Raw genomic sequence first — 21640 nt, 5'->3', positions numbered from 1 at the left:
ATATATTTAGGGTGATAAAATCTTTTTACTCCAGGCCACGCGGAAGCCAATAGCCGGCGACCTGCTCTCCGGCCGCTCTTTTCTGCGCAGGCTCATATCTAATTCGTTTATAGGGTTGATAGTGCTGTTATACGCGCCTCCCCGCACGACCTTACCTGTTTGAGCGCTATCGTACCAGTCGTCGCACCATTCGGCTACATTGCCTGTCATATCATATAATCCATACTGGTTGGGGCTTCGCCGTGCTACGTTATCGGGCTTCTTACGGTTGTAGATAGCTACTTTCGAAGCATTATTCCCGCCGCTGTACGTGGTCGCAGCACCACCCGCCGCGGCATACTCCCATTCCTTTTCGGTTGGCAAACGGCCTTCAGACCATTTGCAGAATGCGTCGGCTTCTTCCCAGGTGACGTTTCTTACGGGCCCGCCTTCGCGGGAGGGAATAGGTTGCGGGGAAACGGCCGATGCTGATTTTCACAGAACGCTTTGAACTGCGCCACCGTTACTTCTGTACTGCTGATATAAAAGAATCAACGGGCGTGGCAATTGCCACCTTGGTCAAGGGCGGTACATGCCCGCTAAACGCACCCAGCACCGGCGATTGCCAAAAGTTCCATGCGAGAACACCGGCCAACAGCGCAGCGGCGCAAAAGGCCGTCAATTGCCTGCCACGTTTCGCCCTGCGATACGGTGCTAACTTCTGCTCCAGCAGCGCTGCAATTACTGCGGGGTTATTATGCCAGTCTACCGCCACTCTATGTTTCGAGATACCATCTACCGGCGTATGATCGAGGCGTAACTGTAAAATGCGCTGCGTTTTCACCAGCTCCGACAATGCGATCTGCCTTTCAATGCCCGACCAATACTTTTCCATATATATTTTACTGGTAATTACCAGTACGAACCGGGAGTGAATACCGTAGGCATCGGCCGACAAACGAAAAGATATTCGCCCCAGTTTTTTGCGGCTTCCTTTTTATAATAATAGCAGCGGATTTTACGTTTATCCAGCTCCTCAACAATTTGCTCCGCGACAAGTCGGTCCTCCTCCGCCACCGAAATTGCTACATCATACTTATAGGGATAATAAAACATATTGATGGTTGTTTGGGGTGAACTAAATTCTGCCTCCCGCTACCAGTTTCCAGTAATACATTCCAAGCGGCGTTAACCGGCAACAGCCATTGCGTACAGCCGCCCAGTACATATACTCCTGCCCCACCGGCTCTACCAGCCCTATTAACTGCAAACGCCGCAGCACCTTAAATATGTTGATGTTTGTCTCGTTGGGCTGGTCGGCCGTATATTCATAACTGGGGTCCAGCGCGAACACCGCATCCGCCGTCGGGAAGAAACTCGTCAAACGGCGAAGCCCCGTCAGCGGTACAATCGGCATTACTTTCCGCAGGCTGACGGACCGCACAATATTCGCTTTGAAGACCGGGCGCTGCGCCCATCCGCCTAACGCTTTTTCTATATAGCTATAGATGCTGCCGGCTGTTACATCGCCCGCAATATCGGCAGCCCCGCCTCTGAGCGCTTCCAGCAACAAACTCGTAAACACTCCATATCCGCCTACTTCTAGCGCAGCCTCCGTACTTCTGCTGGAAGCCAGTACGATCACCCCTTTCTCCAGGTATGCGGCCGTATTGTGTCATTGCCGGTGTACCCATCGCGCCGGAATGGCAGCAATCGAGGATGACGATCTTGTGGCGCGCAGGAGACAGACTCACCATCTTGAGCACATCGTCCATGGCAATGCCTTCATCATACTTCGCGAAGTCAGGCGTAACGATATAGCCGCCCGCATCGGTAATACAACCATGTCCGGAAAAATAAAAAAGACTCACTTCATCATCCATCTTAAATACATCGAGGATCAGCGAACGCAGCTCTGTTTTGGTCTTAACATCAGTACATAACATCACATCAAAATTGGGGGAACCATCTTCATTGCTGTTTAGCAGCTCGGCTACTTTGGTCGCATCATTTACACAGCCCATCAATCGGGCGCCACCGGGATAATTGTTAATACCTACAACGAGTGCTTTTTTCATTAAAAACTGTTTTAGGGAACGTGTCGGCGTTTACTGTTTACGCAACAAAGATGAGAAGGTATGTTGAAGGAAAAAACCTGTAGCCAGGGGGAAAAATCCCCTTTTTCATCACACAGGAGATATCCTTTCCGCGAAGGGGGATTTTTCCGGTATTTGATCTGGCTTGATTTTTAAAGGAAAAAACATCGATAGTTTCGCTGCGTAAAACATTTCAAACCTCAATTTTTTCAACAAAACTTTACGCATTATGCAACGTTATGTTACAGTAAAACCACTTCCCTTTTTCTATGTAGGAAAACAATTATCGGCCGACCGTATCAGCCGTTTTAAAAACCAGAAACACAACCTGCTCAGCCAGTCCCTTGGCCGCCCCGACACCAGATCTATCTGGTACTCCAAAGAACACTTTGTTAAACTGGTAGAAGAAATTGAATTTGCCGGCGGCGATGGTATCCGCGTATCCTTTGGCATGTATGAAGAAGGACATGAATTTGCCGGCCAGTTGTGCCTCCTGTTCAACAGTACCCGCGAAGAAACCGTAGGTACTACAGTTACGCACAAAGATGTGGTGCTGGAAAACGAACCCGATTTCATTGACCGCTCCTCCCTGCCCCGTGAAATCATCCTGTTCCCCGGTGACGGCACTACCGTTGACATCCGCGACTTTAACCTTGGCTCTCCCTGTCCGCCCCGTTGCGAAGGCGGCGGCGACCCCGATGATGATGGTGGTGGAGACCCCGGCGGCGAAGGTGGAGAAGGAGGTGAAGGCGGTGAAGGCGGCGGCGGTAATTAGTAAATAACATTTTGTAAATTAGAAGATGCTGCATTATCTCCTGGGATATGAATATGTATATCTTCTGCCCTTGTTGCTTAGCGCCATTTTTTGCCTGCGTATGTTGCGGCAGAAATGGCCTAAGCAATACAGGACTTTAGCCCTGCTGGTGATCACTTCCTTTATAACAGAATTTTTTGCAATTGCCTGGAAATGGTACCTATTCGAAATGTTTCATCCTGCTTATCAAAAAAACAACTTCTGGATTTACAACGTATATGTTACCATCAGGCTGGGAATTCTGTTAGTCCTTTTTTACCAGCTGATAGAGGCAACACGGGTGCGGAAAATGATATTATACGGAGGCCCTTTGCTGCTCGTATTTGGCCTGATAAACTACAGCATTATACAGGGGCCACATCAATACAATACCTATAGTGTGATTTTTGCGCATGTCCCTATTATCATCTTATGCCTTTGCTATTTCGGACAGTTGCTCGGCACCGACAAAATGATAGCGCTGCATAAAGAACCGATGGTATGGCTTATACTCGGGACGTTCATTTATCATTCAGCATCATTACCGTTTTTGATTATGCTGAATTTCCTGAATATGCAAAACTCTAACTTATCGATATTGTATTTACCTATCAACGACACCCTTAATCTTATAATGTGTTCTTTCTACCTAATAAGCTCAATATGCAACCCACAACCGACGCTACCGCATTAACCATCGTTGTATCTACCCTTACATTGTTCGCGCTTTGTGTGGCCATTATCTGCTTTTTATTCTTTTACCAGCGAAAACGATTCCGACATCAACAGGAACTGATGGAAGTACGCGAAGCCTACAACCAGGCACTATTTCAATCTAAACTTGCCATCCAGGAGCAAACGCTCGATCATATATCAAAGGAGTTGCACGCTAATTTCAGTCACCTTGTTTCTCTGATCAACATCAACCTTTCTGAAATATTACCGCAAATCCCGGACAGTCAGCGCGACAATGTACTCGAAACCAAATCATTGGCTAAACAACTCATGGCCGATCTGAAGGCGCTGAGCGCCAACCTTAATACCGATCATATTATACACATCGGCTTTGCCAAAGCCTTCGAAAACGAATTAAACCGATTGGGAAAAAAGTTCAAGATAACCTTTTCACAAACCGGCGACGCCTACAGGCTCTCGGCCGAACATGAGATCATTCTTTTCCGACTATGCCAGGAAGTGCTTAATAACGTTGTAAAATATTCGAAAGCCTCTTCTATTGTGGCCCAACTGTCGTTTTTGCCTAACCAGCTTTTGCTTTCTGTTGCCGATGATGGTGTGGGTTTTAATGTAGATGAAGCCCTGGACCAGAGCGGAGAAAAACAAAGCACCGGCTTGCTGAATATCCGGAAGCGGGCATCCCTCATCCATGCTAAATTTGGTATTAACAGTCAGCCAGGAAGAGGTACAGCCGTTAACATTAACATTCCCCATCCTACTCAATTATGAAAACAAGTACCCAACTAAACATTGCGCTCGTCGACGATCACAACCTTTTCCGCAAAGGCCTGATTAAACTTATTATGCTCGGCGACGTCGCCAATAAATACAACATCCTGTTTGAAGCAGAAAACGGCCTGGACCTCAAAGAAAAAATGAAGCAACCGCCCTTCCCGGACATCATCCTGATGGATATTGATATGCCCGACGGCGATGGATTTGAAGCCGTAGAGTGGCTGCAACGCACGCATGCAGACATTAAGGTACTGGTCATAACGATGATGGAATTGGAGAATTCCATCCTGCGGATGTTGCGACTCGGCGTAAAAGGCTACCTATCGAAAGACATTGAAGTGGAGGACATGCATATGGCGTTGGAAGCGTTAGCCAACAACGGATTTTACTATTCGGACGTGGTGACGGGCGTGCTGAACGAGCACCTGGCCAACCCAAACAAGAAAAGTGCGACCATTCGCCTTTCGGAGAACGAGCGGGAATTTCTGAAGCTGGCGGCTACGGAATTAACCTATCAGCAGATTGCGGATAAGATGCATTTGAGTGTGAAGACGATTGATGGGTATCGGGAGGATTTATTTAAGCGGCTGAATGTGAAAACGCGGGTGACGTTGGCGTTGTGGGCGGTGAGGGAGGGGATTGCGGGGTGAGGGAGAAGTCTCCCATCATTAGTATACTTCTCATCAGAAAAGAGAAAAAATTGTCAAACAAAAATTTCCAATATGCTCTAATAGGACAAACACAATTACATGTATTTGATAACCTCTAAAACATAAAATATGAGTTTTGCAAAAAATCAAATGGTATACAACGATTACTCCTGGAGTACCAAGTATACGAACGACGACCCTAAGATAACTGGAGAACCCGACAGCACGCTCTTGAATCGAACAGAAGGATGGGAAATACTTTACTTTATAAACAAATGTGGAGAAAAATGGAATTGGAGCGGCAATTCAACCGAAAGCTACAGAAAACTGGAAAAAGCAATTAGGACAAAGGTTCCAAGCGATATCCGGTCACAAATAAAGATCAAAGAATGGATAGAGGCAAACCATCAGTCATTTTGGTCAACTCTGTAAAATTATTATGAAAAAAAAACGGCTTTCAACTAAGTTAAAAGCCGTTTTTCCAATATAGTTATGATATTAGATGCATACCCCTTGTCGTATTGCGACACATCCTTCTTGGTAGAATTACAGATGTCTGAAATGGAATATTATGCTAACTATTGTGCGACTGAAGATTACAATGAGGATCAAACGCTTGCGTTACTTAGAAAATACTTTGAAAGTAATTCTAAAAGCGGGAAACTATTAAGCCTTAGTCGCAGAATTTACGAAGAAGAATGTCTTAATTTGGTTTACAGCCCCTTATGTGTGATGGAATACGTTGAAGTCATAACCAGAGGCAAACTATTAGATTTACTTGGGCGGGCAATCGGTGCAAGTGCACTTAGAAAAGTCAGCAATAAAGACCTAGGAAAAATTCTAAAAGCGATTTCACTTGATTTTGATGAAATATGGAATATGGAGAGTGATTTCGGAACACCGTTGCATGAACTAAAATACGATTTATTCGACCCTCACCCCAATTATTACAACGGGAGCTTGGAGATAAGCGGTACAACGCTCTGCGCTATTGAGAACTTTTCCATCGTACCTTCCAGTTACCTGAGATCAATAACTACATTGTCTCAGTATCAAATCGGACTTGCGGACATTATGCATTTGCTGGTAGCAAAACATTTGGAATGCAAAAACTTTTTAACGTTCGATCATGATTTTATGTTAGCGAAAGACGAAATCCAACGTCTCTTCGGGCTTAAAGTGGTGATGAACGTTGAGGAAATGAATAGCATTCTGTAATAATCCCCGGCTACATCCTGCTTTCATACATAACGAAATGGCACTCAAAGAAAACAGGGCTGCTTATGATTGAACAGTCCTCAAAATCTTTGGAGATTCCCCCTTCGTAGCGGGACCGGGAGAAAATTGGAACCAATCATTACATAGTTTGCTAGCATTTAACGATTTGCTCTGTATTGATTCGTTAACTTTATAACGATAAGAAAACAAGATGGAAAATAATCAGATCGTTATTTATCAGACACCAGATGGTGAAACATTGATAGATGTTACACTTGAGCAGGATACTGTTTGGCTAACGCAAAGTCAGATGACAGCACTATTTAAAAGTACTAAACAAAACATCAGTTTACACTTAAATAATATATTTAAAGAAGGTGAGCTTGACCGGGAAACAACTGTCAAGGAATCCTTGACAGTTCAAAAAGAAGGTAAAAGAACGGTTAAACGCAAGGCAGAGCAGTACTCTCTTGACGTGATCATATCTGTGGGGTACCGGGTAAAATCAAAACGCGGTACCCAGTTCCGTATCTGGGCAAACAAGATTCTAAAAGAATACCTCACTCAGGGATACTCCCTGAACGAAAAACGCCTGCAGGAAAAAAGCCAACAGTTTGATGCACTCAAACAGACCGTTCGAATAATGAGTAATGTGATTAACGCTACATCACTTTCCTCCGATGAAAGAGATGGACTGTTAAAAGTAATTACCGATTATACCTATGCGTTGGACATTCTGGATAAATATGATCATCGAACACTTACAATAGAGGCCATTCATACGGAACAATCTTTCATTGCTACTTATGAGGAATCTATGAAAGCTATCCAGGGATTGAAAGACAAATTTGGAGGAAGCAGGCTTTTCGGAAATGAAAAGGATGAATCATTCCAAAGTTCCATCGCTACCATCTATCAGTCGTTTGGCGGACAGGAACTTTATCCCAGCATAGAGGAAAAAGCTGCCAATTTTTTGTATTTCGTTGTTAAAAATCATTCCTTCTCGGATGGGAACAAGCGGATTGCTGCGTTTCTGTTCGTTTGGTTCCTTGAAAAGAATAATATTCTTTACCGGGAAGATGGATCAAAGCGCATTGCGGATAATGCGTTGGTTGCTTTGACGTTGATGATCGCAGAAAGCAAACCGGATGAGAAGGATGTTATTGTGCAGGTGGTAGTGAATCTTATTAATGGGTATAATTAAAAAGGCTTTCAGATTTTTGAAAGCCTTTTTTAGTAGCGAGATCGGGAGTTGAACCCGAGACCTTTGGGTTATGAATCCAACGCTCTAACCACCTGAGCTACCTCGCCATTTCCCTGTTAAGGGAGTGCAAAGATAACGGCAAATTCTTTAAATCCAAAAGAGATTTTCAAAAAATAATAATTCAGTATTTCTGCAATCAATGCCGCCAATTTCTCCGCATTCGGCAACATCTCTTTCTCCAGTTCCATATTCAATGGTACCGCCGGTAGATCCAGCGCACCAAATGTATACACCGGCGCATCCAACCAGCGGAAACACTGCTGTTGAATTCGCGCCGCCAACGCCTGCACAAACGAGTTATTCAACTGCTCTTCTGTAAGTACCAGGCACTTCCCGAATTTGCGGACAGTGGCGAAAACAAGTTCTTCATCCAGCGGAAATAAAGTGCGCAAATCAATGATCTCCACCTTTCCCGGGAACTTCGCAGCCGCAGCTTTTGCCCAGTAAACGCCCATCCCGTATGTGATGATGCACATCGCATCGCCTTCCTGCACCACGGCGCCTTTGCCTAGTGGCAATAGGTAATCTGCATCTGGCTCTATCGTCATGGCATCCTGGGTACCGGGCACTTTACTCCAGTAAAGACCTTTATGTTCCAGCATCACCACCGGGTTGGGATCGAGGAATGCGGCTTTCATTAAACCTTTCATATCGGCGGCATTGGAGGGATATACGATCTTGATGCCTTTAATGCTCAGCAGCGTTGTTTCCACACTACCTGAGTGATAAGGACCTCCGCCTCCGTACGCCCCTATTGGCACGCGAATTAAAGTTTGTATCGGGAACTTGCCACCGGTCAGATAACACGATTTCGAAATTTCGCACACCAGCTGGTTGAAACCCGGATAGATGTAATCTGCGAACTGCACCTCTACGATGGGTTTCACGCCTGCGGCCGATAATCCGACCGTGCTGCCGATGATATAAGCCTCCTGTATCGCGGTATTGTACACCCTCTTATCACCAAACTTGTTCGCCAGTGTAGCTGCTTCGCGAAACACGCCGCCCAGCCTGCCGCCTACATCCTGTCCGTATAACAGTGCTTCCGGGTATTGCTGCATCACCTCCTCTATGGCATGCAATGCGGCATCCACCATTACCACTTTGGCGCCGCCACGCGGACTCCGCACTCCCCGTTCTTCCGTTACAGGGGTGGGCGCAAACACATGTTCACGTACCGTTTCGGTATCGGGATCGTCGGCCAAACGGGCCATTTCGAACTGGGATGAAATATATTTAGTGGTTTCCTGCTGTATATCTGCTAATGCATCCTCTTTTACACCTCGTTCCACCAAACGCTGATGCAGGCGTACAAACGGGTCTTGTTGCGCATGTTTTGCCAGATCCTCCGGAGAACGGTACCATTCTTTTCTTACTCCGGACGTATGATGACCAAGCAGTGGTACTTTCGCGTGCACCAGGATCGGCTTCCTTTCGGTACGCACATAGTCGATGGCGGTTTGCATGGCATGATAACTCTCCTCAAAATCGCTGCCATCGGTACGCAGGCGCTCCATCCCCTTAAAACCTGCGGCATACTCATAGGCATCCATCGCACGGGCCTCATCGGAGCTGACAGAAATACCCCATTCATTGTCCTGTACAAGGTAAATGATCGGCAACTGCTTTAACACGGCAAACTGCCAGGCTTCGCTGACCTCGCCTTCTGTTACGCTGCCGTCGCCGAGGGAACAGAGTACAACCGGGCGCTCCTCCCCTGTTAGCAGGCCCTGTTCCTCCGGTACTGCACGCCCTGGGCCATTCCCGTTGCCGGAATTACCTGCATGCCTGTAGCACTGCTTTGATGGGGAATAGTGGGCCGGTCAGAACGGCGGCTCGAAGGATGGCAGTAATACGAACGGCCGCCACTGAAAGGATCGTCCTTTTTGCCAGCAACTGCAACATCAACTCGTAAGGCGTAAAACCCATGGCAAGCATCATGCTGTCGTCGCGGTAATAGGGACTTACATAGTCGCAGGATTTCAGGAGCAGGCCTGTGGCCAGTTGAACGGCTTCGTGCCCGCGGGAGGTGGAATGCACGTATTTGCAGAGCTGGCGATTGGCTTCGTACTTGTCGGTCATGGCCATAGACAAGCACATCAGCCGGTAGGCCTCGAGTAATAAAGCGTTCTCACGGTCGTGACGGCGGTCGGCCGCTTTCAAAGTTGGAGTGCTTATACTATCTTTAATCACGGTAAGACTGTTTTGGTGGAATCAGCAGTACTTAAAATAGTTGCTATAACAACTATTGCTATTACAAATATAAGATTTATGCCCGATACTTTCGTCAGTAATCCCTCTTTTTTAAGTTGGATGCGACACTCAAAAACTGCGCAATTATTGGCAGAAAACATTCGATGACCTGAAGAAGGACATTACGGTAGACCAATGGCTGCTGCTGGAAAACATTTATAAGTTTAAGAAGATCACCCATAATGAGCTGGCCAAAGAAGCGGCCAAGGACATTACAACGGTGTCCCGCATTATCGAATTGCTGGTAAAAAAGGAGTTGGTAGAGCGGGAAGTATCGAAAGATGACCGGCGGAAAGTGTTTTTGACACTTACGGAGGAAGGGGTAAAAAAATATAAAGACGTGAGGCCGGTAGTGCTGGAGATGCGTAAAGTGGGCTGGAAAGACCTGTCTGAAACTGACTACAAGGAACTTACCCGGATACTGGACGCGATTTACGCGAACGTTCCATCAAAATAAAGAAAGTTAAAAAGGGAGAGAGCATGTTTCATGTTTTCTCTCCCTTTCTATATGATGCTATTTGATCATAAATTCGAGGAGGCTATCATCTTCAATGAATGCTTCCAGCTTATCACCAATTTCCACGGGGCCAACACCTTCGGGGGTGCCGGTAAAAATGAGGTCGCCGATATTGAGCGTAAAAAACCTTGAAATGTACGCTACCAGCTGATCAAAAGAAAAAAGAAGGTCTTTCGTATTTCCCTGCTGCGCCAGCTCCTTGTTTTTGTAGAGGCAAAAGTTAATATCGCTTTTTCAGTTTCGGGGGCCAGGGGTATAAACTTGCCTACAACGGCCGAATTGTCGAACGCTTTTGCAATCTCCCAAGGCAATCCTTTTGCTTTCTGCTTCTCCTGCAGATCGCGTGCGGTAAAATCAATTCCTACAGAAATCGCATCGTAGTAACGGGACGCAAACTTCTCCTGGATATGTTTACCGTTTTTGAAACACGTAATACCAGTTCACACTCAAAATGCAAGTTGTCCGTAAACTCCGGATAATAAAATGGATGGTTATTTTGCAATAAAGCATTCTTAGGTTTCATGAAAATCACGGGCTCGGAGGGCACTTCGTTCTTTAATTCTTCTGCATGTTTGGCATAGTTTCTTCCAACGCAGATAATTTTCATAATGCGTATTTTGTAAGGTTAATAAAGCCTATGGTTAAATCCATAGTCCATCTGTGACGTACCATATTCTGTGCCTGATATATCCTGTGTCGCAATAGCGTGGCCGGGATCATTCAGCAATCAATGAAACATCTATCATGGTCTATAGTGGTTAAGGTTGGGGAACCTTCAAGCATGAAATATACAATTTCCTGTACGAATCAAAAAGTCAGGTTATTATAATTATTCATAGTACGTTGTGTTCCAAGGGTTGCAAAGCTTTCAATGATTTCGCAACTCTTATCGATTTTCTGTAAAACGACCGGCAGCTCTTCTCCTTTCCATTTTCCAAGTACAAAATCTACTTGTCGTCCTTTGGGATAATTGTTGCCGATACCAAAGCGCAAACGCGCATACTGGTTGGTGCCCAGTACTTCCCGGATGCTTTTAAGCCCGTTATGTCCGGCATCGCTGCCGCCGGGGCGGATACGAATGACCTCCAGCGGTAACGCCGGGTCATCTACGATTACAAAAATATTCTCCAGGGGAATCTTTTCTTTGTCCATCCAGTATTTAACGGCTTTACCGCTAAGGTTCATGTAAGTGGTTGGTTTTAACAGGAAAAATGTTTTGCCCTTCCATTTACATTCCGCTACATCGGCCAGCCTGTCTAAGCTGAAAGAAACATTGTGTTTGCGCGCAAATGCATCTACCACATCAAACCCAATGTTGTGACGTGTTTGCGCATACTCCGTGCCAATATTGCCTAAACCGACGATCAAATACTTCATAAAACTCCTTCCAAAAATAAAAAGCCCGGCGAACAATACAGCCGGGCTTTAAATATAAATATTCTTCTTATTTATTTTTTCTTGGCATCTGCCGCTTCTTCCTGACGCAGCTGACGGGTCATTACCACAGATGCTACTGGAATACGGGGAGAGTTGAGGATTTCTATGCCTTCCGCTTTGATGTCTTCCACACGGATGTTTTCGTTCAGCTCCAGACCGTCGATACTTACTTCGAGGTTCTCGCGGAGGTTTTCCGGAGTAGCTTTCACTTTAACAGCAGCCATTTTGGTTACCAGTTTACCACCTGCTTTAACACCGTGGAGACTGACCAACCAATTTCAGCGGCAGGGTAGCTACAACAGCTTTACCAGGAACCAGTTCCAGGAAATCGATGTGAGCCAGTTCGTCGGTAACTACGTCGAACTGCATATCTTTAATGATCGCTTTGTATACTTTACCGTTTACGTTGATTTCGGCCTGCTGGAAATCAGCAGTGTATACCAATGGTTTGAACGCGGTCGCCGCAGCGTGGAAGCTAACGGTTTCTGCACCCCCATAAATAACGCAAGGCACTTGTCCCTCAGAACGAATTTGGCGGGTGGCTTTTTTGCCGAGCTCGCTCCTGAGAGTTCCTTCGATGGTTATTGTTTTCATTGTTTAAACATTTATGTTTTTAAAATAAATCCTTTGTTGCGGATCAACCTTTCCTGTGGCTGTGAACGAACAGGCTGGTGATCGATTTGTTTTCGTGCATGTTGCGGATCGCTACTGCGAAAAGTTCTGCCACACTGATCGCTTTGATCTTCGGACAGTCTTCCCTGATCGCAATGGTATCACATACCACCAGTTCGTCCAGCACGGAATTCTGAATATTTTCGTAAGCCTTGCCGCTGAGCACCGGGTGCGTACAGAAAGCTCTTACGCTTCTGGCTCCCTTTTCCATCAGCAAACCTGCCGATTTAGTAAGGGTTCCTGCTGTGTCCACGATATCGTCGATCAGCACAATATCCTTTCCTTTCACATCCCCGATAACCACCATAGAAGCGATTTCATTCGCCCGTTTACGGTGTTTGTCGCAGATCACCATTTCGGCATTGAAGTAGGAGGCCACTTCTCTCACCCTGTTTGTGCTGCCCACGTCGGGGGACGCAAAGGTAAGATTTTCCAGCTTCAAATTCTCTATATAAGGGATAAAAATCGCCGAACTATCCGGGTGATCCACCGGGATATCGAAGAAGCCTTGAATCTGTGGAGCATGCAAGTCCATGGTAATCACCCTGTTAGCACCTGCCGTAGTCAGCAAGTTGGCCACCAGCTTAGAGCCGATCGCCACGCGGGGTTTGTCTTTCCTGTCCTGGCGCGCAAACCCGAAATAAGGGATTACCGCAGTAATGTAGCCGGCAGAAGCGCGCTTGGCAGCGTCGATCATCATCAGCAGCTCCATCAGGTTATCTGTGGGGGCATTTGTGCTCTGCACCAGGAAAACATAATCGCCCCTGATGCTCTCCAGAAACACCGGCTGAAATTCGCCGTCGCTGAACTTCTGAATATTTACTTTACCAAGACCGTTTCCGTACCTGGCGGCAATTTTCGCGGCCAGCGCCGGATTGCTGTTACCTGTAAAGATTTTGACAGATGGATTCATAATCGGAAAAGAAGTTGCGAAATTATGACTTTTCGGGGCATCTCTCCTAATTTTTTTATGTGGAAAAAAGACGGGGAGATGCATTACTAAAAAAATTAGCAATCGTATATTTGAGGAAATCTGGAGAAGAAATATGAAAGTTGTTAACCTACCTTCCCAATCTATCCATCCTTTAACCGCCCCCATCAAGGATTGGGCAATTGACGACCGCCCGCGCGAGAAGCTGCTGGCCAAGGGTGCACATGCATTGAGCGATGCCGAGTTACTGGCCATATTACTGGCAAGTGGCGGTCGCTCCAAACGGTCGGCCGTGGATATTGGCCGCGAGCTGATGAATTTATCGAGTAACAGCCTTTACGAACTAGGGCGCAAAGATGTACGGGCGTTACAAAAAAAGAGCGGCATCGGCAGCGTACGGGCCATTACCATTGCCGCCGCTCTGGAACTGGGCCGCCGGCGCGATGCGGGCAACCGTTCCGAGCCACCTTCGCTGCAATGCAGCCAGGATGCAGTAGAAGTACTGCGGCCGCTAATAGGCGACCAACATACCGAGCATCTCTATGTATTGTTCCTGAACCGCGCCAACAAACTGCTGGGGCATTCCTGCGTAAGCCATGGCAGCACCAGCAACACGCTCGTAGATCCCAAAGTAATTTTCGAACAGGCACTGCTGCAGAAAGCCAGGAAAATTATGCTCGGGCATAACCATCCGTCGGGTAATCCCAAACCCAGCAAAGCCGACGTGGTCGTTACCCAAAAATCAAGGCTGCGGGCGAATTACTGGAAATTGAATTGCTGGATCATATAATTATTTCGGGCGGCAGCTACTACAGCTTTTCTGAAAGCGGCGCGCTATAATGGCGTTTTTACTGCACGTGGAAACGGCAGCTTCGAAATGATATTCCTGTATTATATATTTTTCTTTATTGTTTAGTAAGAACACCATTACTTTGCAAACTATTATAAGAATAGTATCCGGGAATATTTTTCAAAACAGATCCAATGACAACGCTCAAAATAGGCTTGTTTGGCGTAGGGCACTTAGGCAAAATCCACCTTTCCCAGCTTTCCACGATGTTGAACGTGGAAGTGACAGGCTTCTATGACCCCAGCGACAAAAATGCTTCCGGTGTACACGAGTTATACCCACAACTCCGCCGCTACGAAAGTGCGGAAGAGTTAATCATGGCGGTAGACGCCATTGACATTGTTGCACCTACTACCCTGCATTTTGAGTTATGCCAGCTGGCCATCCGCAACGGTAAACACGTATTTGTGGAAAAACCGATGACCAATACCATCGACGAAGGCAAAACCCTGGTAAAGCTGGTAGAAGAGGCTAATATTAAGTTCCAGGTGGGACACGTTGAACGCTTCAACCCTGCCTTCCTGGCCCTGAAAGGCTACGACCTGAAGCCAATGTTCATTGAAGTGCATCGCCTGGCGGAATTTAATCCCCGCGGCACCGATGTAAGCGTGATCCTGGACCTGATGATCCACGACATCGATATCGTGCTGAGCATCGTGAAATCATCCATCAGCCGTATTTCAGCCAGTGGTGTAGCGGTAATGAGCGATACGCCGGACATTGCGAACGTACGTATCGAGTTTCACAACGGCTGCGTGGCCAACCTGACCTCCAGCCGCATCTCGCTGAAAAAATGCGTAAGATGCGCCTGTTCCAGAAAGACGCCTATATAGGCATCGACTTCTGGACAAAAAATCTGAAATCATAAAGCTGAAAACTCCCGCTGATGAAGGGTTGTTTACGCTGGACATAGAAACTAATTCCGGTAAAAAAACCATCGCGATCCAGAACCCGGAAATAAAACAGGTAAATGCGATCCGGATGGAACTTGAGTTGTTCCGCGACAGTATTCTACAAAACAAACCCGTGCATGTGAATGTGATTGACGGGTTCCGGCAGTGGAGGTGGCACACCAGATTTTGCAGAAGATCGGGAAGGGACAGACGGAGAACTAGGAATCAACGAAACATAACTCTTTTAGCGGCGTACCAACGCCGCTTTTTTATTTCAACCAATCGCCCTATCTTATTTAGCCCAATATCCACGTTCATGAAAAAATGTTTTCTGCTCATCCTGTTCAGCCTCCCATTGGTCGTTCGCGCGCAGCTTTCTGTGCACCCGGGCCTGCGCTACCTGCAAACCTCGAACGGACAACCGTTCTTCTGGCTTGCCGATACCGACTGGGAATTGTTTCATCGCCTTACCCGCGAAGAGATTGACCAGGTGATCGATACCCGTGCGAGGCAGGGATTTAACATCCTGCAATGTGTGATCCTGGCCGAAGAAGACGGTCTGCACCAACCCAACCGTTATAACCGCCGCCCACTGATCAACGATGATCCACTTCGCTGGGACACACTACCTGCCCTCAACAACTACTGGCAACTCATTGACTATACCATCCGCCGCGCGGCTGAAAAAAACCTCTACATCGCACTTCTACCTACCTGGGGCGATAAAGTTGCGCAACTCTGGGGCATCGGCCCGCGCATATTTACCGTGGATAATGCCGGCGCTTATGGTCATCTGCTTTCGCGGCGCTTCGGCCACTACAACAATATCATCTGGATACTCGGCGGCGACCGCCCTGCCGTTTACCAGGGCAACGACAAAAAGCAATACGACGATCGCCCCATCTGGCGGGCCATGGCGCAAGGCATTCGCGAGGGCGAAGGCAAACAGCACCACTTTATGACCTATCACACCTGGGGCAACATTCAGCAAACTACCTCGCAACAACTCGCCAGTGAAACCTGGATAGATATGAACACCTTGCAATCCGGCCACGGCGCACGTGATATCAAAGTGTGGGATTTCATCGCACGCGACCTTGCCACGCAACCCACCAAGCCCACGGCCGATCTTGAGCCCTGTTACGAAGACCACCCGGTTAATCCCTGGGACGGTAAATGGACGCGCGCCAGGGGCTACTTCGACGCGTACGATGTGCGGGTCAGAATGTACAGAAGCGTATTCGCCGGCGCCTGCGGCGTCACGTACGGGCATCACCAGGTGTGGCAGTTCCTGGATACAGCGCGTTACAAAGCAATAAACATCGGAGATACGATCATCGGCTGGAAAAAGGCGCTGGCAGCTCCGGCGGCATCACAAATACAGCACCTGAAAACGCTGATGCTCAGCCGGCCTTATTTTTCACGCATACCAGATCAGCAACTGGTAATGAATAACGGCCACGACTGGACCAATTACATATCCGCCACCCGCGATGCAGAGGGCCGTTACGCCTTTATTCATCTGCCGGAAGCTATTCCAGTCACGATCAACCTGTCAATTTTAAAGAAGAAGAAAAAAACAGCCACCTGGTTTAATCCCGTTACTGGTAAACTTGGTAAAACCCTGACTATAGGAAATACGGAGCAACAAACCTTTACACCGCCAACCGGGGGACGAGATTGGGTATTAATCATCGATACGCAGCGGCCTTAACGCCTCAGGCGCCCCTGTCCAGCAACGCTTCCGCAATTACCGTGTCTTCGGGCCGCGTAATTTTCAGGTTTCGCTCTTCCCCCTGCACCAGGTGCACCTTATGACCAAGCCGCTCCACAACAGTAGCTTCATCGGTAAACAGCGAATCGTAGGGGAGGTCGAACGCCGGCAGCAACACATCTGATAAAAACGTTTGCGGCGTTTGTATAATTTTAAACCGGGAACGATCTGCCGCCGCATTACCGTCGGCACGCAGCTCCCGGATACTATCTTTCAGATCGATAGCCGGAATAGCACTACCATGTTCCAGCGCCGCTTCATAACAACGGTGAATAAGACTGGTGGATGCCAGCGGTCGTACGCCGTCGTGTACAAATACCACCGAGGGACCTTTGACTTCTGCCAGCCCATTTTTCACCGAATGAAAACGGGTTTCACCACCGGGAACCACTGTAAGCTGCGGAAAATGATCAGACAACCGCAATTCGCGTTCTGCATAAGCCCGGTGCGCATCCGGCAATACCAGCACCACCTTCATATCGTCATAAGCCTGGTAAAAAGCCATGATTGCGTGCAGCAACACGGGTTTGCCACCCAGTTCCGGAACTGTTTGGGTAACGATGTGCCCATCCGCTGACCGGAACCGCCGGCCACTACAATAGCTATTTTCTGATATGATGTTGCTGTCATTCGACGAATATCGGGATAAAAAAGTCCCGCGGCTGCGGGACTTTCCTTGGAAAAATATTTTATTAGAGAATCAGCATGGCATCGCCGTAGCTGAAGAAACGGTATTTCTCTTTAATTGCCTGCTGGTAGGCCTCCATTACCAGGTCGTAACCGGCAAAAGCACATACCATGATCAGCAAACTTGTTTTAGGCAGGTGGAAGTTAGTCACCAGTGCGTTAGGGATCGAGAAATCGTACGGCGGGTGAATGAAGGTGTTGGTCCAGCCTTCTGCCGCTTTCAGGTGGTCCTGTGCGGTAGTGGAGGATTCCACGGCGCGAACGGTAGTGGTACCGATAGCACAAACCTTGCGGTTTTCTTCTTTCGCTTTGTTAACGATTTTCACCGCGTACTCATCGATGTGGAAGTATTCCGCATCCATCTTATGCTTGCTCAGATCTTCTACTTCGATGGGACGGAAAGTACCTAAACCGGTGTGCAAAGTAACCTCGGCAAATTTCACACCTTTGATCTCCGTGCGTTTGATCAGCTCGCGGCTAAAGTGCAAACCTGCAGTAGGAGCAGCCACAGCGCCTTCGTACTTAGCGTAAACAGTCTGGTAACGCTCTTTATCTTCCTCTTCAGGCTTACGCTTGATGTATTTAGGAAGCGGTGTTTCGCCAAGGCTGTCCAGTACCTGCTTAAACTCTTCGTCGTTGCCTTCGAACAGGAAACGGATGGTACGGCCGCGGGAAGTAGTGTTGTCGATCACTTCCGCCACCAGGCTCTCATCATCTCCAAAATACAATTTGTTACCTACCCTGATCTTTCTTGCGGGATCAACGATCACATCCCACAGGCGGTTCTGCTTGTTGAGCTCACGCAACAGGAACACTTCAATCTTAGCACCGGTCTTTTCCTTACGGCCATAAAGTCTTGCGGGAAAAACCTTGGTGTTATTAACGACCATTACGTCTTTGTCGTTAAAGTAATTGATGATGTCCTTAAAAAGTTTGTGCTCAATTTTGCCGGTTGCGCGGTTTACCACCATCAGACGAGACTCGTCCCTGGTTTTGGATGGATGTTGGGCAATCAGATTTAAAGGGAGGTCGAATTTGAACTGTGATAGTTTCATATTACGGTATGAATAAGAATTTTAAGTGGGCGAAGGTACGTATAATATTAACACCAGCAAAAAATATCACGAGGCCATACCGGGTATGGACGCGATCAGCTTTTGCGTATAAGCAGAGCGTGGCGAGTGGTACACCTGTTCCGCCGGCCCTATTTCCTCTATTTTCCCCCGGTTCATCACCATCATGCGGTCGCTCATAAAGTTGACCACCGACAGGTTATGCGAGATAAAAATATAGGTGAAATTGAATTCCTCCCGCAACTCCATCAGCAGGTTCAACACCTGCGCCTGAATGCTCACGTCCAGGGCGGATACGGATTCATCACAGATAATAAACTCCGGATGCAACGCCAGCGTACGCGCTATTACGACACGCTGCCGCTGACCGCCCGAAAACTCATGTGGATAACGATCAAAGTGTTCCGGCCGCAGTTGCACTTTGTCCAGCAGCAACCTGACCTGCTCTTTGCGCGCCCGGTCGCTCCCATGCAAACCATGTACCTGCATCGGCTCCATAATGGCCTGCCCCACTGTTAATCGTGGATTGAGCGAGGAATAAGGATCCTGGAAAATGATCTGGATATTGCGCCGGGCATCGCGCAGTTCGCTGGCCGAAAACCCGCAGAGATCGCGGCCTTTGTAGAGAATACTGCCATCCGTTGGTTCTACCAGTCGCAGCAAAGTGCGGCTGAGCGTGGTTTTGCCACAGCCCGACTCCCCAACCAAACCCGTGGTTTCGCCTTCACGCACGTCAAAGCTTACATCGTCTACAGCTTTGGCCCAGGTCTCCACTTTGCCGAATATATTTTTCTTAACGGGAAACCAGGTCTTTAGTCCTTTGACTTCCAGCAGTGGCGGGTGCTGCAGCAGTTCCTGCTCCCGCAGCCCGCGCTCGCCGGGCGCCATTTCCAACGATCGTACAAACGCATCCACGTCCGTCGCCTTTTCAGTAATAGCGCCGTTGGGCGTTATTTCCATGAAGTCGCGGATCATGGGCAGCCGGCGTAAACGCAGCGCCAGCGGCGGCCTGCAGGCCAGCAAACCTTTCGTATACGGATGCTGCGGATGGTTAAACACATCTTTCACCGCTCCTTCTTCCACCACATTTCCTTTATACATGACCGTTACCCTGTCTGCCAATTCCGCTATCACTGCCAGATCGTGCGTAATGAACACTACGCTCATATCCATTTCCGCCTGCAATTCTTTCAGCAATTCCAGGATGGTCTTTTGTACCGTAACATCCAGCGCGGTCGTAGGTTCGTCCGCTATCAGCAGTTTGGGCTTACAACTGATCGCCATCGCGATCATCACCCGCTGCTTTTGTCCACCTGACAACTCATGCGGATAACGCCCCCAGATTTGCTCCGGGTTCGGCAGTTTCACTTTATCGAACAGGGCAATGGTTTGGGCTTTCGCCTCTTTGTCAGTAACCTTCTTATGCAGACGAATCGCTTCTGCTACCTGGGAACCGCAGGTAAACAGCGGATTGAGTGAGGTCATCGGCTCCCGGAAGATCATCCCGATTTCGTTCCCCGGAAATGACGCATTTCTTTTTCTGAAAGCGCCAGCAAATCCACGGGGGCCAGTCCGCCCATCCAGGCAATACTCCCCCGGTACGCGGCCGGGCGATTGTATCAGACGCATCAAGGTAAGCGCTGTCACGGATTTGCCCGAACCGCTCTCCCCTACAATGCCCAATATCTCCCCTTTATTAATGTTGATGGAAATATTATTCACAGCAGTGACTGTACCGGATTCCCCGGTAAATTCCACACGCAGATCTTTAATAACGGCTAAAGCTGATGACATTCGCTAAAAGAGAAGATGCTTAACGGTAATGTGATTGTTAATCAGATTATTGAGCGATTCGATGCCCACTTTCAGGTGACGTTCCACATAATCCTTCGTCACTTTTTTATCGCTGTCCTCCGTTTTTACGCCTTCTGGTATCATGGGTTGATCGGATACCAGTAATAACGCGCCGGTAGGGATCTTGTTATAGAATCCAACAGAAAAAATAGTGGCCGTTTCCATATCGATGGCCATGGCACGAATTTTCTCCGTATTTTTTAAATTCCGTGGTCATGTTCCCATACGCGGCGGTTGGTGCTGTAACACGTACCCGTCCAGTAGTCGCATCCATATTCACGAATGGTGGTAGAAATAGCTTTCTGTAATGCGAACGCAGGCAACGCAGGCACTTCGGGTGGAAAGTAATCATTGGAAGTACCTTCGCCGCGGATCGCCGCAATAGGCAATATCAGGTCGCCAATGTTGGTCTTCTTTTTTAATCCGCCACATTTACCGAGGAACAATACCGCTTTAGGCGAGATGGCGCTGAGCAAATCCATTACCGTAGCGGCGCCAGGACTTCCCATCCCAAAATTGATAAGGGTAATATCGTTGGCGGTCACCGATTGCATGGGGCGGTCAGAGCCCACGACAGGTGCGTTGTTCCACTTGGCAAACAGTTCAACATAGTTGCTGAAATTGGTGAGCAGGATGTGCGAGCCGAAGTCTTCCAGTTTTTGACCCGTGTAGCGAGGAAGCCAGTTAGCTACAATTTCTTCTTTTGTTTTCATAGCTTTTGACAAGTGAATATAAGGTTTTTTGGTGAATAAGGGTCTGGTTGAGTAGTTTTGCGGCATGATCCTCATCGAATTTCCGCCACCAGACTTTAAAATCGTCACTGAAGCCGGCAACCAGCTGATATTTGACGCATACCGCAAAAAGTATGTGGTATTGACGCCCGAGGAATGGGTAAGGCAGAATTTCCTGAACTTCCTTTCGAAAACAAAAAACTACCCTGCGTCGCTGATGGGCGTGGAAAAAGAAGTGTTCCTGGGTGAATTGAAAAAACGCTGCGACATCATCATTTACAACCGTGAAGCCAAACCCTGGATGATCGTTGAATGTAAAGAAATGGACGTGCCGCTTAACATGAACGTACTGGAACAGATCGTGCGCTACAACATGGCACTGCCGGTTTCTTTCCTGGTAATCACCAATGGCACCAATACCTTTTGCTGCAAACTGAAAGGTGCGAACGATGCGCCGGAGTTCCTGCAGCAACTGCCCGACTTCGAATAAAAAAGCGC

Annotated in this window: 26 protein-coding genes, 1 tRNA gene and 1 pseudogene; 10 read left to right on the top strand and 18 right to left on the bottom strand. The window is 47.7% G+C overall.

Translation table 11 applies throughout. The features are described from left to right. Nucleotides 1-6: 6 nt before the first annotated feature. From MKQ70_RS34565 to MKQ70_RS34550, 4 genes are all read right to left on the bottom strand, one after another. Complete coding sequence (locus tag MKQ70_RS34565; protein WP_248081847.1) at nt 7-444, bottom strand: formylglycine-generating enzyme family protein; 438 nt, start codon at nt 442-444, stop codon at nt 7-9. Nucleotides 445-502: 58 nt separating this feature from the next. Continuing rightward, on the bottom strand, nt 503-937 hold the full coding sequence (locus tag MKQ70_RS34560; protein WP_248079861.1) for a toll/interleukin-1 receptor domain-containing protein: 435 nt from the start codon (nt 935-937) through the stop codon (nt 503-505). 180 nt (nt 938-1117) lie between these two features. After that, nucleotides 1118-1423: a hypothetical protein gene (locus MKQ70_RS34555; protein ID WP_248079859.1), complete on the bottom strand. Its 306-nt coding sequence runs from the start codon at nt 1421-1423 to the stop codon at nt 1118-1120. 58 nt (nt 1424-1481) lie between these two features. Then, nucleotides 1482-2057: a caspase family protein gene (locus MKQ70_RS34550; protein ID WP_248079857.1), complete on the bottom strand. Its 576-nt coding sequence runs from the start codon at nt 2055-2057 to the stop codon at nt 1482-1484. Between the two features lie 247 nt (nt 2058-2304). Here MKQ70_RS34550 and MKQ70_RS34545 point away from each other — a divergent pair, with 247 nt between their 5' ends. From MKQ70_RS34545 to MKQ70_RS34525, 5 genes are all read left to right on the top strand, one after another. Further along, a complete protein-coding gene (locus tag MKQ70_RS34545) occupies nt 2305-2850 on the top strand; it encodes a hypothetical protein (RefSeq protein WP_248079855.1) in 546 nt (181 codons plus the stop codon). Nucleotides 2851-3531: 681 nt separating this feature from the next. Then, nucleotides 3532-4332, top strand: a complete 801-nt coding sequence (locus MKQ70_RS34540; RefSeq protein WP_248079853.1) for a sensor histidine kinase — start codon at nt 3532-3534, stop codon at nt 4330-4332. Then, nucleotides 4329-4988: a response regulator gene (locus MKQ70_RS34535; protein WP_248079851.1), complete on the top strand. Its 660-nt coding sequence runs from the start codon at nt 4329-4331 to the stop codon at nt 4986-4988. The genes MKQ70_RS34540 and MKQ70_RS34535 overlap by 4 nt, the downstream gene beginning before the upstream one ends. A gap of 537 nt (nt 4989-5525) precedes the next feature. Then, nucleotides 5526-6206 carry a hypothetical protein gene (locus tag MKQ70_RS34530; protein WP_248079849.1) on the top strand — a complete coding sequence of 227 codons (681 nt, stop codon included), beginning with the start codon at nt 5526-5528 and terminating at the stop codon, nt 6204-6206. 211 nt (nt 6207-6417) lie between these two features. Continuing rightward, a complete protein-coding gene (locus MKQ70_RS34525; RefSeq protein ID WP_248079847.1) occupies nt 6418-7410 on the top strand; it encodes a virulence RhuM family protein/type II toxin-antitoxin system death-on-curing family toxin in 993 nt (330 codons plus the stop codon). A 33-nt stretch (nt 7411-7443) separates the two neighbouring features. On the opposite strand, the gene MKQ70_RS34520 is transcribed toward MKQ70_RS34525, so the two are convergent. The 3 genes from MKQ70_RS34520 to MKQ70_RS34510 form a co-directional block, all read right to left on the bottom strand. Further along, a tRNA-Met gene (locus MKQ70_RS34520) sits at nt 7444-7517 on the bottom strand. Between the two features lie 9 nt (nt 7518-7526). Next, a complete protein-coding gene (locus tag MKQ70_RS34515) occupies nt 7527-9197 on the bottom strand; it encodes a thiamine pyrophosphate-dependent enzyme (protein WP_248081842.1) in 1671 nt (556 codons plus the stop codon). 49 nt (nt 9198-9246) lie between these two features. Continuing rightward, nucleotides 9247-9633 (bottom strand): thiamine pyrophosphate-dependent enzyme, encoded by a 387-nt coding sequence (locus tag MKQ70_RS34510; protein WP_248079845.1) that lies wholly within the window; start codon nt 9631-9633, stop codon nt 9247-9249. Between the two features lie 166 nt (nt 9634-9799). Between MKQ70_RS34510 and MKQ70_RS34505 the strand changes: the two genes are divergently transcribed. Then, the gene (locus tag MKQ70_RS34505; protein ID WP_308199592.1) at nt 9800-10180 is read left to right on the top strand and encodes a MarR family winged helix-turn-helix transcriptional regulator; all 381 of its coding nucleotides are present in this window, start codon (nt 9800-9802) and stop codon (nt 10178-10180) included. A 57-nt stretch (nt 10181-10237) separates the two neighbouring features. Here the strand turns inward: MKQ70_RS34505 and MKQ70_RS40515 are convergent, their stop codons facing one another. The 6 genes and pseudogenes from MKQ70_RS40515 to MKQ70_RS34485 all read right to left on the bottom strand — a co-directional run bounded on the left by MKQ70_RS40515 (nt 10238) and on the right by MKQ70_RS34485 (nt 13262). Then, complete coding sequence (locus MKQ70_RS40515) at nt 10238-10435, bottom strand: fumarylacetoacetate hydrolase family protein (protein ID WP_282457890.1); 198 nt, start codon at nt 10433-10435, stop codon at nt 10238-10240. Continuing rightward, nucleotides 10381-10847: pseudogene (locus MKQ70_RS43065) on the bottom strand (fumarylacetoacetate hydrolase family protein). The gene MKQ70_RS40515 and the pseudogene MKQ70_RS43065 overlap by 55 nt, the downstream one beginning before the upstream one ends. Before the next feature lie 200 nt (nt 10848-11047). Beyond that, nucleotides 11048-11617 (bottom strand): aminoacyl-tRNA hydrolase, encoded by a 570-nt coding sequence (gene pth / locus MKQ70_RS34500; protein ID WP_248079843.1) that lies wholly within the window; start codon nt 11615-11617, stop codon nt 11048-11050. Between the two features lie 71 nt (nt 11618-11688). Next, nucleotides 11689-11949: a hypothetical protein gene (locus tag MKQ70_RS34495; RefSeq protein ID WP_248079841.1), complete on the bottom strand. Its 261-nt coding sequence runs from the start codon at nt 11947-11949 to the stop codon at nt 11689-11691. After that, nucleotides 11927-12271, bottom strand: a complete 345-nt coding sequence (locus MKQ70_RS34490; protein ID WP_248079839.1) for a hypothetical protein — start codon at nt 12269-12271, stop codon at nt 11927-11929. The genes MKQ70_RS34495 and MKQ70_RS34490 overlap by 23 nt, the downstream gene beginning before the upstream one ends. 43 nt (nt 12272-12314) lie before the next feature. Further along, nucleotides 12315-13262: a ribose-phosphate pyrophosphokinase gene (locus tag MKQ70_RS34485; protein ID WP_248079836.1), complete on the bottom strand. Its 948-nt coding sequence runs from the start codon at nt 13260-13262 to the stop codon at nt 12315-12317. Between the two features lie 133 nt (nt 13263-13395). On the opposite strand from MKQ70_RS34485, the gene MKQ70_RS34480 reads away from it, so the two are divergent. The 3 genes from MKQ70_RS34480 to MKQ70_RS34470 all read left to right on the top strand — a co-directional run bounded on the left by MKQ70_RS34480 (nt 13396) and on the right by MKQ70_RS34470 (nt 16737). After that, nucleotides 13396-14070 (top strand): JAB domain-containing protein, encoded by a 675-nt coding sequence (locus tag MKQ70_RS34480; protein WP_248079834.1) that lies wholly within the window; start codon nt 13396-13398, stop codon nt 14068-14070. A gap of 194 nt (nt 14071-14264) precedes the next feature. After that, nucleotides 14265-14963, top strand: coding sequence for a Gfo/Idh/MocA family protein (locus MKQ70_RS34475; protein WP_248079832.1), 699 nt, complete (start codon nt 14265-14267; stop codon nt 14961-14963). 376 nt (nt 14964-15339) lie between these two features. Then, nucleotides 15340-16737 (top strand): glycoside hydrolase family 140 protein, encoded by a 1398-nt coding sequence (locus MKQ70_RS34470; RefSeq protein WP_248079830.1) that lies wholly within the window; start codon nt 15340-15342, stop codon nt 16735-16737. A gap of 4 nt (nt 16738-16741) precedes the next feature. Here the strand turns inward: MKQ70_RS34470 and MKQ70_RS34465 are convergent, their stop codons facing one another. From MKQ70_RS34465 to MKQ70_RS34450, 5 genes are all read right to left on the bottom strand, one after another. Then, complete coding sequence (locus MKQ70_RS34465) at nt 16742-17320, bottom strand: IspD/TarI family cytidylyltransferase (protein ID WP_248079828.1); 579 nt, start codon at nt 17318-17320, stop codon at nt 16742-16744. Nucleotides 17321-17489: 169 nt separating this feature from the next. Next, nucleotides 17490-18539, bottom strand: a complete 1050-nt coding sequence (gene queA, locus MKQ70_RS34460; protein ID WP_248079826.1) for a tRNA preQ1(34) S-adenosylmethionine ribosyltransferase-isomerase QueA — start codon at nt 18537-18539, stop codon at nt 17490-17492. Between the two features lie 66 nt (nt 18540-18605). After that, nucleotides 18606-20315, bottom strand: coding sequence for an ABC transporter ATP-binding protein (locus MKQ70_RS34455; RefSeq protein WP_248079824.1), 1710 nt, complete (start codon nt 20313-20315; stop codon nt 18606-18608). A 39-nt stretch (nt 20316-20354) separates the two neighbouring features. Continuing rightward, nucleotides 20355-20588 (bottom strand): phosphorylase family protein, encoded by a 234-nt coding sequence (locus MKQ70_RS40500; protein WP_282456953.1) that lies wholly within the window; start codon nt 20586-20588, stop codon nt 20355-20357. A 23-nt stretch (nt 20589-20611) separates the two neighbouring features. Beyond that, on the bottom strand, nt 20612-21124 hold the full coding sequence (locus MKQ70_RS34450) for an AMP nucleosidase (RefSeq protein WP_282456952.1): 513 nt from the start codon (nt 21122-21124) through the stop codon (nt 20612-20614). Between the two features lie 64 nt (nt 21125-21188). Between MKQ70_RS34450 and MKQ70_RS34445 the strand changes: the two genes are divergently transcribed. Beyond that, nucleotides 21189-21632 carry a type I restriction enzyme HsdR N-terminal domain-containing protein gene (locus MKQ70_RS34445; protein ID WP_248079822.1) on the top strand — a complete coding sequence of 148 codons (444 nt, stop codon included), beginning with the start codon at nt 21189-21191 and terminating at the stop codon, nt 21630-21632. The last annotated feature ends 8 nt before the right edge of the window (nt 21633-21640 follow it).

Source organism: Chitinophaga sedimenti (assembly GCF_023156195.1).
GTDB lineage: Bacteria > Bacteroidota > Bacteroidia > Chitinophagales > Chitinophagaceae > Chitinophaga > Chitinophaga sedimenti.
Note: the sequence above shows the minus strand (reverse complement) of the source record. Positions and strands in the feature narration are given on the sequence as shown.

What these genes read in the sequence shown, in the direction of transcription:
- MKQ70_RS34550 (WP_248079857.1), bottom strand. Translation starts at nt 2,057, where the DNA reads ATGAAAAAAGCACTCGTTGTAGGTATTAACAATTATCCCGGTGGCGCC.
- MKQ70_RS34545 (WP_248079855.1), top strand. Translation starts at nt 2,305, where the DNA reads ATGCAACGTTATGTTACAGTAAAACCACTTCCCTTTTTCTATGTAGGA.
- MKQ70_RS34540 (WP_248079853.1), top strand. Translation starts at nt 3,532, where the DNA reads ATGCAACCCACAACCGACGCTACCGCATTAACCATCGTTGTATCTACC.
- MKQ70_RS34535 (WP_248079851.1), top strand. Translation starts at nt 4,329, where the DNA reads ATGAAAACAAGTACCCAACTAAACATTGCGCTCGTCGACGATCACAAC.
- MKQ70_RS34525 (WP_248079847.1), top strand. Translation starts at nt 6,418, where the DNA reads ATGGAAAATAATCAGATCGTTATTTATCAGACACCAGATGGTGAAACA.
- pth (WP_248079843.1), bottom strand. Translation starts at nt 11,617, where the DNA reads ATGAAGTATTTGATCGTCGGTTTAGGCAATATTGGCACGGAGTATGCG.
- MKQ70_RS34490 (WP_248079839.1), bottom strand. Translation starts at nt 12,271, where the DNA reads ATGAAAACAATAACCATCGAAGGAACTCTCAGGAGCGAGCTCGGCAAA.
- MKQ70_RS34485 (WP_248079836.1), bottom strand. Translation starts at nt 13,262, where the DNA reads ATGAATCCATCTGTCAAAATCTTTACAGGTAACAGCAATCCGGCGCTG.
- MKQ70_RS34480 (WP_248079834.1), top strand. Translation starts at nt 13,396, where the DNA reads ATGAAAGTTGTTAACCTACCTTCCCAATCTATCCATCCTTTAACCGCC.
- MKQ70_RS34475 (WP_248079832.1), top strand. Translation starts at nt 14,265, where the DNA reads ATGACAACGCTCAAAATAGGCTTGTTTGGCGTAGGGCACTTAGGCAAA.
- MKQ70_RS34470 (WP_248079830.1), top strand. Translation starts at nt 15,340, where the DNA reads ATGAAAAAATGTTTTCTGCTCATCCTGTTCAGCCTCCCATTGGTCGTT.
- queA (WP_248079826.1), bottom strand. Translation starts at nt 18,539, where the DNA reads ATGAAACTATCACAGTTCAAATTCGACCTCCCTTTAAATCTGATTGCC.
- MKQ70_RS40500 (WP_282456953.1), bottom strand. Translation starts at nt 20,588, where the DNA reads ATGGCCATCGATATGGAAACGGCCACTATTTTTTCTGTTGGATTCTAT.
- MKQ70_RS34450 (WP_282456952.1), bottom strand. Translation starts at nt 21,124, where the DNA reads ATGAAAACAAAAGAAGAAATTGTAGCTAACTGGCTTCCTCGCTACACG.
- MKQ70_RS34445 (WP_248079822.1), top strand. Translation starts at nt 21,189, where the DNA reads ATGATCCTCATCGAATTTCCGCCACCAGACTTTAAAATCGTCACTGAA.